Genomic DNA, 14,741 nt, shown 5'->3' on the forward strand with positions numbered 1-14,741 from the left:
GGAAATTAAAAATTCTATTCTTTTGAAATTATTCTATCGAAAGAATATAAATACCACGAGAAAATTAAGTAAACCCTACTTAATAAGGCTTTTGTTTGCCTAAACGAAAGCCTTCCACTCACCCAAACACAAAATTATTTTTATGTCAAATCAAACACCGGTAACACACAGGTATTACCCGAGGTTATCCTCTGTGGTTACAAAAGACGACATCCCGGATATGCTGGGATTCATAAAAGATGGGGTCACCAACCTCCTCGACAAAATCTATTATAAAGATTTACAGTATAGTAAAGGGCCAAAAGGAGACTCGGCTTTTTACAGTTTATCGATCGTTTCGAAAAGAATCGATATCGAAATTCCCGGAACAGGAATCGCTTTGGTTCTGAATCCGGATCTTAAAGACAATGATTCCAAAATTTCAGCATTTCCCATCACCGTTGAATACCAATGGAAGATCCTGGCGTATTTACGCTATTTCAGCTTAGGAAACTTTTCCTTTGAACCCCAGCAGATCTTCGAGGTTGCACTTAGAGTGCTCAATGTAACGGAAGAACAGGCCATTGCTCATTTTGTGAATACATTTGTGAAACCTGAAAACCAGGATATTACTCCATTGATGCAGTTCGTTAAAGATATGAATGCAGTATATGGAGGATGGTCCGGAAATCCAATTCCTGTTCCTACCAATGCAACAACAATTACTGAAGTTGTACAACAGATTTTTTCAAGAGCAGGGAAGTATGCTTCTTTAGCAGCATTTGGAGCTTATTTGTTAACAAGCGATCTTCAGGAAACAGGAAATAAAGTAAAAACATTCTTTAAATCTCTGATGCCGCAGGATATTGATGAGTTCATCAAAGAAGTGGTTGTTCCGAAATTTAAGGCAACTTTAGTATTGTCTGCAGCGATTGAATTTCCAAGAAGTATTTTAAAACCGGTTCACCCACTAAAGCACCCGACTGCTCCTTTAGAGGTTATAGAGGATGAATCTCAAAAAGTGACCATCGGTTTTGGAGAGGCTTTATTTTATGCCGATACAGAAAAAGGTTTCGGATATAATATGGATTTGGTTCTGAATATGAGCCATCCTGCTCAGATCGGAAATACAGGTTTTGTGATCGATATTCACAACCTGAAAATTGACCTGAGTAAAACGGAAAATATTGCAGAAGCTGATGCCGACGGAAGACCCAAGGAATTTATGGGAGTATACATGGAGTATACCGAGATTTTCCTTCCGAAAAAATGGTTTAAAAAGAAAGATCCTGCATTAGATAAGAAACAGACCATCGGTATTTCAGCCAATCATATGCTGATTGGAACCGGAGGTCTCTCAGGAAATATTGCCATCAGACCTAGCTATGCCGTTAAAGCTGTGGGAACACAGACCGAAGTGGTAGACTATTTCAGTGAGTTTTTCACCCTTAAGTATCAAAATCTAAAAGTGAAATCAATGTCTGATCCTACGGAGCATACTATTGCTGATATGCAGGCACTGAAGACTTTCATAAATGGATTAGATTCACCATCTCAGCTTAAGTTTGTATATCCTTTCGGATTAACAACTACTGCGGGAGAGTATAAAGAGTTCCAGAAAGAAGAAGATTATTATAAATTTCTGTCCAGCCTTTCCGTAGACAGCCTTTCGGACCAGGACCGTACGCTGTGGTTTGATCTTGGGAAAGATCCTGAAAAAGCATGGGAATTAGGATTCAGTCATTTTGATATTGATTTCCATCAGGGACAAGTGGTACGTTCCTCATTGAGTGCTGCACTGAAGATCAAAAAATTTAAAGGTGCTGATGGAGATTCCGAATTAATCATTGCCGTAGATGGAGAATGGGAAAGTAAAGAAAACTTTAAGCTTGCGGCTGCATTTCTTCCAAAAGGATTGGAAATGAACCTGTTTAAATTCCTGATCTTTAACTTGCAGAGAATAGAAATTGGTAAGAAAGATGATAACTTCTATATTGAAGCCGATACCAAAATCAGTTTCCCTAAGGGTACATTTGGAGAAAGATTACTGGGAAAAGAAGGAATTGATCTGCCGGCTATCCGTTATTACGCCAATGGTAAATTTGAAATTGCCGGAGGAAGTTCTATTATTCCAACCAACCTTCACCTGAATTTAGGACCGGTACGTATGGCGGTTACAGCTGTCCATATGGGAACCATACAGCGTATGTATGACGGCAATATGCGTACCTATAATTATATCGGATTTGATGGGGGAATCAATATCAACCCATTAGGTCTTGATGTAAGAGGGAATGGGGTTAAATACTATTATACTGCTGATAACGATCAATATGGTGGTGCTGGAGATTCTTATTTCCATATCTCAACCTTAGAAGTTGACTTGGTAATTCCTGGAACGGCGAGTGCAACTTCTGCAGTAGCCATTATCAAAGGAGCTCTTACTATTCCGGAACCAGGGGTATCTACAGAATATAGAGGGAAGGTTTCTCTTCAGCTGCCGAAAATGAATATTTCCGGTTCTGCAGAAATGGCTTTCGATCCTAAATACCCGGGATTCCTGGTAGATGCAAGTGTTGAACTGCCATTTGTGATTCCGTTAGGTTCATTTGGTATTTTCGGATTCCGAGGACTGATCGGATACCGATATGTTGCTCATAAAAAGGCTATCGGAATGACAGAAAGTGATACCTGGTATGATTATTATGTACATCCGCAGCGAGGAATCAATACCGATAAGTTTATCGGACCTCAGTTTACCCAGGAGTATAGTGCACCATTCGCCTTCGGAGCAGGAGCATCCCTGGCAACCTTAGATGGACGTCTTGCCTCATTACGTGCAATGGTATTGCTTTCAGTACCAAGTATGTTTGCCATTGATGCCGGATTAACAATCATCAGTGAACGTCTTGGGCTGACAGAAGATGACCCCAAAGTTCCGCCATTCTATGCATTTGTTATCGTAGGGGACAATTCACTGGAAATTGGAGCAGGAGGTAACTTCCAGCTCAACAAAAATAACGGGTCATTTATTGATATTAAGGCTGAGGTTCAGATGGGCTTCTTCTTTAAAAATCAAAGACCATGGTATGTCAATTTCGGAACAAGGGAAAAACCGATCAGAGCCAGTCTGTTTAAAGATTCCGTGAATATCAGGGCAGAGTCTTATCTGATGATTGCTGCCAAAGGAATTGAAGCCGGAGCAAGGGTAGATTTTAACCTGAATCTGATCATTGTAAAAGTCTATGCTGCTATTGAAGTAGGAGCTCACATCAGTTTTGAAAGACCTCAGGTAGGAGGATATATTTATGTAGAAGGAGGAGCAGAGATCAATCTTTTCATTATCAGTGTAGCCTTATTTGTTTCGATTTATTTCAGAGTAGAGCTTATATTCCCGTTCCTGATCATGGCAGAACTTAAAGTAGAGGTCAGGGTAAAGCTATTTTTCTTTAAAATGACGCTTAGAGTTCATTTAAGTATCAAATGGGAAAAAAATGATAAGGTAGATACAAGTGCTGTACCGCCTCTTACTTATGAATCGGATCGACCAGAAATTGATTACCCGAAAGAAGCACGATTGAATAATGCGGTGAAAGGAGTTCACATGTTGACCAATGAGACCTTTGATCTTCCGGTAGTTGAGATTTTTAATGCACCGGCACCATCTATTAAAGACAATCCTGATCTGCCAACAATCCCATTGGATACCTATATTGATATTAAAATCGAAAAGGGGCTTATTCCAACTCCGGTTGCAGGTGAGAAAATTGGTGGACATACCAGCGGAGCAAGTGAATATACAGATTTGATCCCGCCTCAGAAAACCCAGCCGGGAGGTCATGTACTCCGTCAGGTAAAACACCAGTATTCTATTGAAGATGTAGAGATTAAGGTTCTTAATCAGCAGGGGACTGCCTGGAATAAATACAATCCTTACAGAGCTGTATTGACTGAGGATGAAGCCAACAGCATCACTAATATTGATAAATTCAAATTAGGATTCTGGCAGAAAATAAATGGTAAATATGATACCATCAGGATTTTGGCGTCTACACCATTCTCATTCTTAGATGCTGCACAGCCGGGGTGGTTTATTCCTGAACAATACGGAATCACAGCTTCTTCATTATTCTGTACAAAAACGGAAGATGTATGGCATGAGTCTAATGTACTGGACAAAACAGTAGGAACGGTTTATAACCAGCCGGCAGGAGCACCATATAACTTCATTAATGGAGCGTATTATAACCTCCTGGGAACATTATCGGATACTACAGACTATATGGTGGTTTCTAATGCTTCCAATCCACATAATGAACCGAAGTCGTTGAAGATGACCAATGGAAATACAATGGTTGTTCTGCTTCCTGAATCATCTGCAAAAGTAAAATTATTGCTTTCTACGATGGCAAGTACGGTAACCATCAGATACTATAAAGATGTATTCTCTACTGCGATTTATCAGAATTATGAATTGATTGCAGAAGTAACCAAAACGAAAGCGGAACTGGCATCAGAGCTGTCATATGAATCAGTTGATTATGGCGGTCAATATGTGAGTAAGATTGAAATTATTCCATATAATGTCAACCAGCAGGAGATTGATGATATCAACGCACAGATAGATCAGATCTGGGCCCATGCAACAGCCAATACAACTGGTGAAGTAACCAGCATTGTACTTTCTCCGGGAGAACAGGCAAAATATAATGAGCTTCTTGAGAAATTAAAATACCTGAAATCAGGAGGATGTACGACTTCTCAATGTAAGGAGCTTGACTTCAATGTAATGCATGTGCAGAATGGTTATAGAGGATTTGGAAATGGACCTGTGAACTTTAGCATGTCCGGAATAGCGACTAAATGGGAAGATTATGAAGTTCCGTATAAAATGATAACAGGAGGTGATACTCCGCCATTTGTGGACTTCAATACCCATTCTGTGATCTTCCTGTATTTACCAAGAAACTCTGGTAATGATTTGGTTAAGTATAACAGCGTTATTAAAAAAATTACAGATAAGGCAGAAGGTATTGATATTTGCTACTCAAGTGATTATCCGAAAGAACAGATTAATAAGGCGGTGATCATTAAAGTAAGTAAAACGACTCAAAAACCTCTGAACCTGAAGTTTACTCCTGATTGTGGGTGTGTTCCAAAAGAAGAGCCATGTACAAAAGATACGAAACTTTGTGATTTCCTTAAAGAGCTTATTAGCAAACTGTATAATTGTATTTCTTATTATGAAGGAGACGCGCTGATTAATTATGAAAAGTGTTTTCAAACTTATATATCAATGATTTATAGGTTTGATAGTGGGAATTATGACTATGGTTTGGTTAAGAAGGATCCGGGGTATGTAAGAGATCTTTTAGCCAAATTGGATAAATACCTATATACCCCAGGAGCTACAAAGGACAGAGGTCTGCAAATAGTACAGGAAATTAATAATATCATCTTTAATCTTGGAAATTGCGGATGCAGTGATGACAATAACGATTCTGGAAATACAGTGACAAATTGTTATACTTTATTCCATAAAGTGAAATGGATTACAGCTGAAGAGCACGAATATCAACAGACTATTCCATCACAACTTGCTGTACAGGCAGATATGCAGTTGATGCAGGAAGCTATGAGTAAAGTGGTGCAGCCGGTTTGGAGACCAAACAGTGTATATTATATCAATCTTAAACTGAAAGATAATGTAAATGGAGATACACCACATATCATTGATTATTATTTTGCCTTTAAAACAGCTGGACCTATCGGACATTTTGAGAAGAAAAATGACAAATACATTGAAAAACTTAAAGATGCTGATGGAAACCTGACGAATAAAAAGAAAAATATAGATGAATATCCTATTACTTCTCTAAAATCATATATCGATCTGAAAAAATCATATCCTAATGTGGACGGAGATCTTTTAATGTCAAAACCATTATTCTATGGTCATCAGCAGTGTAAAATAGAATTCTTCTTTACCAAGCCTTATATCTATAATATGCTTAAGAACTGGTCTGAACATACAGGAATGGGAGTGAAGGGAATTATAGGAAGTATCAATATGGTGATCAAAGATCCTGTAACGAATGTGAGCGTTCCATATCCTTTACCTGAAGACTGGAAGAAAAATGAAACAGTACCGGGAGTGATTCCAGGCTGGAGTGAAAATGATCCAAATCTACCATTGGGTATTCAGCAGATGCTGAACTATGTGAATCATGTTAACCAGGGGAACTCTGGTATAGCTTGTAGCATTGATCTGGGAAAACCTGTTAAGCCAAAATCATATAAGTATTCAGTAGAGCTTACAGATCTGCATCCGGAAAAATTATATACAGCAATGGTTTTTAATGCCTTTGATGATGATGGAGACGGAAAGTATAAGACACAACCTGCACCAACAGTGGAAGATCCTAAGAAAGTATATGAAGAAAACCAGAAGATCCATGAGTTTGTATTCAGGACTTCAAGATACAGGGACTTCAAAGAACAGGTAGAAAGCTATAAGCTGAAAGAATACGATGATAATAATGTGGTAATAGGACAAAAAGATGCGATATATGAAGTGAAAGCGGACCTTAAACAGCAGCAGCTTGATGACCTTTATATCTTAGCTTCAAAAGGTGCTGAAAATCCAAATTTAAAAGCATTAGCTAATACCTATTCAGAATTATTTGATCGTGCTTTTGAAGGAGTAATGGGATTAAAACCATTAAACCCTCCTACCCATACAGAGTTTGTCAAAATAGTAAATACCAATAATGATGTGGTTGCTTTACTGATAAGGAATCCGGAACCATTCAATGATCCGAGAATTCCATTGGGTGATATGAAGGAATGTCTTAAGGTTCTTAATGCTTTAAACAAACATAGTGAAGGTTTCGAACTCATTTATGCTAAAGATTATTCTCAGATTTTAGTGGTACACAAGAGCAATAAGATCAAAGATTCAAAATTAGCATTAGAGTTCAATTACAAATCTTGGGATGGAACCCAATATGGGGTGAAATCTACGGTAACAATCAACGAATTAAAACTAAACAATTAATTAAATCTAAAATGAGTTTTTTTAAAAATTATAATTATCCAGGTTCTAGTGGAATAATTAATTCTTCTGCGAAGAATCAGGGATATGTAATGGAGGTAGGAACCATAGATTCATCGGGACTGATTACAGTTCTTGACGAAAGTGGCAATCCGCAGTGGAGTAAAGCTTTTCAGTCTCCTCAGGGAAATGAATCTACTACATTTACCAAAGTACTACCATTTGACAATGGAGATTTTATTGTTCTGGGAACGGTTTCCGATACAACTCTTGTTGTGATGAGAATCAGAAGCAATGGAGAAGTAGTATGGTGCAAAAATTTTCCATCTATTAAAAGAACTGAAGGTCATATTTATGCTACAATATTTTATGATGTGATAGTTCATATTACTTTTGATCATATAAAAACAAATACCATCGGAACTCTTGTAATGGGCTCGGATGGAAGGGTAAACCCAAGCTCAACAGGAGATATTATTAATAGCGGTGCTCCAGGAGCAATTCTGGAAGTTACCGGGATTAGTACCTACAGTGAACTGATTTTTATCAGTGCGAATGAAACAATCGAAGGAGAAAAACGTGGAGTGTGCTTATTTGGAAGTGTAGATTACCCTGTAACTTCTGGAAAATATGTTTCAGCAGGCGGGACACCTATCGTTCTGAATGGGATCTATTGCAGAAAGACTAATAGTTCATATGAGTTGTATATGTCAGGTAACGTTGACAATATTCCTGCATTGGTAGCGAATCAAAAAAATGTGTTTTTATATAGAGCTTGGGAAGGTAAACCAGCTACATTTACTTATGGAAAAGACTTTTTCTATGCTCAGACAGAAAAGGGACGTAATTTTAGCTTTTCTTTATATGCAGATCCTGCATCGGGTTATGATCCAATATGGGTTAAAAAAGCCAATGGCAGAGAAATGGTTATTGATCAGATTGTTGATAATGAGGTGACAATTAGAGGGTTTTATAACTCCTATTTTACAGGGCTTGTAGACAATACAATCAATACCTGTAACACTTCTCAGGATAATAAGTTCCAGTTATCAGAAAAAACTCTTGAACTGAAGAATGCTCCTTATAGTTCTGCTCGAATAGGTCGGAAGGGAGAGGATTTTCATTTTAATATCACAAACAAATTACGTACTCAGGGCGATGCATGTAGTGGAAATGGAATTACAATTCCTTTCAATGAATTTTCGGGGCTGCAAACCCCTAATTTCTATCTCCAGGCTGCCGGCTCCAAAGGAGAAGATAGTACCAAAGGAATCCATCTGAGATGGGGATTTGGAGGTGAATTAGGAGAAAATCACCTTCCTAAAGGAAAATTGACAGACAATAAAAACAATTTCAACAAACCTAGTGACTTTGTAAATGTATACAGAGCTCCTTATGAAAAGCAGATTTTCACTTTAGAATTTGCACAGGTTCCTCAGCTTATTGATGACAATAAGAAAATGTGGGTGTATAAGTTTAATAATGACAGTAGAATTTTTTATGTCTATTTCAAAAATAAAACAAAATATGCACAGGTAAGAATGTCTGTAGATCCAATGTCTGATCCTCTTAAATTCATGCAGCTATATGGTTATGAAATTATAGAGATTCTTTGTAAAACAGATATTTTCTTTGCTGCAGAGCTGAAAATAGACTCGCAGACAGATTCACGTCTGGAGCTGGAGGCGCTTTCTGTAGGAGAACCGAATAACACATCCCAACAGCAGCTTTCATATAGAGCAATGCCTTACGGGAACGATCTTAACTACACTTATTTTAATGTAGAGAACGGAAAAACTTTGCGTTTCAGAGCTAACAATTGTATGGTTACTGAAATTAACTTTGAGTTCTATTCAGATTTTATCATCAATAGAAATCAGGCTAACGCATGGGAACTAATGGGAGAATTCTCTCTTACGGATAAAGCAGATGTCGCTTTTGAAAGGTTAGATCCCTTACCTGGTGAGAATCCTGTTGATGGAGCATGGCTAAGATATAATGATAAAGCTTATGTAAATATCGGGAACTACCATAAAAAATGGGAACATTCATCTGTGGGGCCTTTAGACAGAGATATTCAAACGGTAGTTCAAAGATATGTAGAGCTGAGTAATGATCAGCAGAATCCAAAAGCGAATGAAACCATTTCAATTAACCTTTCACCTACAGGCTCACAGCAGGTGGTTGAAGTTAGCACGAACCTTCCTGAGCAAGGCGATATGCAGGTTTCCAATCTGGATATTTTAAATATTGCTGCCCTGGATTACCATGTAGCAAGAATGTTGGGGTTAGGATATCTTGATATCAAAGAAGATGTTTTCGGAAGAGAATTTATTTACATCGCAGAATACTATACCAATAAAAATCTGGATATCAATTCAGAGGATAAGAGCTATCAGCTGCTTTCAATGTCTCTTCCTGTTTCTACTGAAATCGAAAGACTTTCACTGCCTGTAAAACTGTTGAAACTGAATAAAGGAATGGATGCTGATAATCCGCAGTCTGCAGGGTTATATGATGCAGAAGGATATTCTCATAATGGAAAATACCGTTACATCAGTATTTATAATCACCAGATTCCTGAACTTGAAGTAAATCCTGTTTTCTTTGGATCAGCTCAGAAATTTGATGCATCTTCATTCACGGTTCCTGTATATGCAGGTCTTGAATACCGTGTTGTAGAACCTGGGAAAGCAGATGATTACACATGGATAAAACCGGAATTATGTCATGATACAAAATATTTTAATGTAGATAATTCCCCTAATTCTTATGAAACCTTACCTCTTCAGATTCCCAATACTTATGCACCATTGTATATGCATAAGCAGGATAAAAGCGGAACTTATTTTTATAAAGGATATGGAATCAACTGGTTTTCAAGAGCACAGATAGGAGGAGAGGAATTGTCAATAGATACCAAGATTAAACCCAACAACAGGTTATTACCTCCAACGGCAACAACAGCTTTCCTTATTCAGAAAGAAAATCCGGTAACCCTTACTTCTGGGGGAGAACAAACCCGTCGAAGTAGCATCGCAGATCCGGATAAGACTTTGGTAAGATTAGGCTTTGATCATCACATTTATCAGGACGAAATTGTATATCCTATTCCATTTGATTCTACGTTAGATGATGATTACTACCTGGATCCGGATGTCATCTTCCCGGATGATAAAGAAGTAATGGCAGATGAAGTGGAGATTTTCTACAGAAATTATACCATGAAGGAGATTTCTGCGAAGGTCGCAAGTATCAACCATCACCCGAATAATCAACTTTTGGCTGAGATTGAAACGGTAGATTATACCCTTCCAAGTTCAGGAGGAACTATTCCTTCAGGATCTGCTAACCCTGCCCAACCTTCAATTCAGGAGAATACTTTAAAATCGGAAATTCCTGCAGGAACTACCGTCAATGATTTTATCGGAGGAATTTTCTTATTGGATGGTGAAAGCTATATCATTAATGGTATTGAAGTAAAACCTTTAGGATTGAAATTTACGGTGTTTAAAAAAGCACCAAGTGCGGCTATTATTTCCGGTACTTCACCAGTAATCGATCAGAGCAGTTTAGTGCTTCCTGCATTCAGTCCCGGAACTGAAGGGTTGTTCAGCGCCACTGAAAACATGCAGAATACACCAACCTGGGGTCCTAAAAATCCGAACTCACTGAAGGTGAAGATTGGGACTAATGATTGGAAAATCCATAGAGAGATTATTCATACTCAGCAATCAGACGGATCTGTTCAGAGATTCCTTGAAAAGAGTAGAGGGTTCTGGAAAAATGCAAAAGTGGAACTGCATTTCGAATTACTAGACAAATATCAGAATAAAAAAGGTGAGGTTATTGATAATCCAGCTAATAGCCGTAAGGTTCACAGGGGAGTGTATAGGATTACATTCCCAGGATTCCAACTTGCACAGAATTCCCAGTATTTACCGAATGCCAACTCTGTAGAATGGTTTAATGGTATTGTGAGATTGTTCACCGTGGAAAACTATAATAATGGAGTTCCTAAAGAATCCAGGTCTATTTTTAAAGTGGTGAAAACTGAAAATATCAACATCAACCAAGATCTTGTACTTTATATCTATGATGAGAACTTCAGAATCCTGGAGGATGATACTACTCATCTACCGATTTTCAATTTTGAACCTAGTCTAGAAGATCCCGTTATGGATCCGGTACCACTTTCTACAGACCCTATTATGGGGAAAAATCTTCTTGTCAATTACTATCCTTCTTACAGGGTATACCTGTATAAAAATGAAGCCAATAATTTAATTGAGGATGCTGTTTTACCTCCCGAAAATGAGGATGTAAGATACTCGATCTTTGGATTCAAGAGTGTAGATCATGACAATGTAGATATGCAGGGAGCTCAGTATAAGTCTAAATTCAGTGTTCCTGCTGTAATGTTTGCCAATAGAATTGTGGAACCAAAGGCGCCTAGAAAGCCAAAAGGTTCTCAATATGCCACCAGACCGGATAAATTCGGAAAGGCAACCTATAGCTTTATTACAGAATATGATCATAAACCATATTCAGTACAGTTTTTCAGAGCGAATAATGCAGTATTACTGGCTTCCTTATATGAACCGGAAAAGATTGTGGAAATTAAAAACAGTCTTAATGCTCTTGGAGGGAATGATGAAGAGTTTTTTACTGACAGATGGATGAATTTTGTTGACTTCAAAATGCTTGAAGATAATACTAAAACATCATTTGAAGCATTTCCGCCGGATAATCCTGTAAACTTTACCATGCCGCTTCCGAATAGTAAAATATTATTTGATGCCATTAACTTTTTTATTAAAAATCATAACGAACATTTTAAATTGAAAGTAGGGCAAAGTGGATATGTTAATCAATTGGATGAAACAAAATGGAAAAAAGGAGAATACCCAATTAATCACATTGTGATTGAGGCAGTATCTGGCCAGTCTGGTGAGCTACGTCTGGGCCAGTTTATCAAAGAAGCAATGATCAACTGTTTCCTGCCTCTTACGGAGGTTCCTATTATTTATCAGCAGATTCATAATTTTGATTTCAACAGTCTGAAAGGGCACAGACCTAAAAATAAAAAGCAGAATGTCAGGGATGCTTCAGGGTATTTACTACCTACTGATCATAAGGATTTTGACATGGCTCCAATGGCAGCTGTATATAGCCAAGGCCAAGGAGGAACTGCCCATTCAACATTGTTTACCGATTTTACGCTTGATGGTGCTTCGGATAACTTCTACTTCTACGGAGTAAGAGAATTAGGAAATCAAATGCAGATGGGTGAGTTCAGTAAATTTCAGGGTCCTATTAAACTGGTGAATACCAATCCTGCTGAACCGCCAAAGATCTTAAGCTTATTGCCGGTTGTAGACAATGCAACATTAGGAATCTCTGCAAAAGTAAGGATTGAAGTGAACTCTTATACTGATGTACACAAGATCAATGAGATTTCTATTTACAGGGCAACCAACAAACTGGATGCAGATTCCATCTTAAGTATGAAACACATTAAAACAGTGAAGATTGCTGATGTAGAAGTGAACCCTGAAAACGGGTCATGGACGGTATATGATGAATTTGAAGATCTGGATAAGAAACCTTATGGCGATCCGCTTTTCTATCGTGTAGTGGCTTCCAGAAAAGTAGAGTATACCACAACCGATTATAATGTATCACCACCTGCTACTAAAACGGTACAGGAGCAGGCTCCATCATTACCTTCAAAGACAACGGTAACCATGTTGGTGGAAAATTATAATCCGCCGGCACCAGTGTTAAGGTATCATTCAGAGCCGGTTGAATCTGATGTGATCAATTGGGTAATTTTATCCTGGGATCAGGTTTGCTATAAAGGGAAATATCATCTTTATAAAATGGGCCCAACGGGGAACTGGAAGGAGATTGCCAGAATAGATACAGATGAAAAAGATACCTCAAAAGCAAAACTCTATGTGTATGGCAATAATCCGGCAACCAATACAGAAGAATGGCTCTTTGCAGAAGCATTTGATATGACCGGAAATGAGTTTTTCCTTCCTGTAGAAAAATTAGGACTGGATCCTATGAAAATTAAAGATGAAGAAGGAAGAGTATTGTATCATCATTTCAAAATGGTATCTCAGAATACATCCAATATGTTCAGTACAGAAGAAAAGATTCTTACCATTTATAAAGAAGAAACATGGACCGACATCGGTGGAATTTCTCATGACGGAACAGATGGAATGATCTTACAGGGAACTTTCATTGTAAGACCTTAATTAACCTTTCACACAATTAATAATAACAAAAATAATTCCCCCTTACCGGAAGGAAAAGGGGGAACTATTCACCAAAAAACAAAAATTATGGCAAAGAAAACAATTGCAGCATTAAAAGAATATTTCAAAGCAGGGAAAAGGCCAACTGAAAGCCAGTTTGGAGATTTTATAGATAGCTATGCCAATTTAGAAGATAAAACTATTTTCCCGGATAATTATAAATATAAGGATTTATATTTCACATTTCCACATCTACAGGCTGATATGGCGATAGATATTTTTTTGGGAAATACCTATCTGAACAGCAGTTTAGAAATTGAAATTGCAGGTACATTCGCAAATCAGTCAAGTGTTGGTATTATAAAAAAACAATTTGAGATTGGACTTAATCCTGATGGATATGATTGGTATCCTACTACAGCTAGAATTGTAGAAGCAGCAGGAACTATTGTAGATAATATTTATATAGGAGATATTGTATGGGATTCAGCTATACATGAATATAAACTGACCATTTACCATACAAGCTCCACAGGAAACCTATATGCTATAAGAATGAAGCAGTTTTCTTGTCAGAAAGCATTTATAGACCAAGCAAGACTTTCTGATATTTATATTAAACCATTGGTTGGACAAAGAAAGCATTCAGTATACTATAACGGAAGTGTAGGAATTGGTACCGATAATCCACAGGAGAAGCTTGACGTAAGGGGATCAATTACATCTAAGGTTAATAGTAGTGAGGGAGGTGCTATCGTTTTACAGAATCCTAATAAAACTGCACCTAATAATGCTGAACGCTGGACAATCTATAATATGACAGGGGAGTATGGCGACGGGCTACAGTTTTGGAGCTATTCTGCTGACGGAAATAATTATGGTTCTAGAATGACTATTGCCGATACTGGAAATGTAGGGATTGGAACCATCGGTCCTCAGGCTAAACTTGATGTTGCCGGAGGAATCAATATTGCTGCTGGATTTCCTATACAGTTAGGTGGTAATGATTTAGCTCATGGTCTGAAATATAAAAGGAATAACAGTGATAACACATTGTTGGATGGCCCTTTTCTTTATGGCTGGACAGGAGGTGCTTTGGGAATTAAGAAAGGGGATAATGAATTCAATGTTCTGAGCTGGAAAGAGAGTGGTAATGTGGCTATCTATGGTAAATTGGAAGCAAAAGATGTAGTGATCACAGCTACTCCTACAGCAGATCATGTTTTTGCAGAAGATTATAGCTTAAGAGAGATCAGTGAGCTTGAACAATTTATTTCTGAAAAAAGCCACCTTCCGGAAATTCCTTCCGCAAAAGAAATGACTGAAAATGGAGTTTCAGTAGGCGATTTTCAGATCAAACTCCTTCAGAAAATTGAAGAATTGACACTATACATGATCTCCATGAAAAAAGAGATTGATGTTTTAAAATCAAAATAATC

The 14,741-nt window shown here is 37.7% G+C and carries 3 protein-coding genes; all 3 read left to right on the forward strand.

Features of this window, described 5'->3' with window-relative positions:
• Positions 1-142 precede the first annotated feature (142 nt).
• The 3 genes from WH267_RS20510 (at position 143) to WH267_RS20520 (ending at position 14,739) form a co-directional block, all read left to right on the forward strand.
• A complete protein-coding gene (locus WH267_RS20510) occupies positions 143-7,036 on the forward strand; it encodes a hypothetical protein (RefSeq protein ID WP_340010660.1) in 6,894 nt (2,297 codons plus the stop codon).
• 11 nt (positions 7,037-7,047) lie between these two features.
• On the forward strand, positions 7,048-13,302 hold the full coding sequence (locus WH267_RS20515; RefSeq protein ID WP_340010661.1) for a hypothetical protein: 6,255 nt from the start codon (positions 7,048-7,050) through the stop codon (positions 13,300-13,302).
• Positions 13,303-13,389: 87 nt separating this feature from the next.
• Positions 13,390-14,739, forward strand: coding sequence for a hypothetical protein (locus WH267_RS20520; RefSeq protein WP_340010663.1), 1,350 nt, complete (start codon positions 13,390-13,392; stop codon positions 14,737-14,739).
• Positions 14,740-14,741: the final 2 nt, after the last annotated feature.

The organism is Chryseobacterium sp. MYb328 (assembly GCF_037572595.1).
GTDB classification, from domain to species: domain Bacteria; phylum Bacteroidota; class Bacteroidia; order Flavobacteriales; family Weeksellaceae; genus Chryseobacterium; species Chryseobacterium pennae.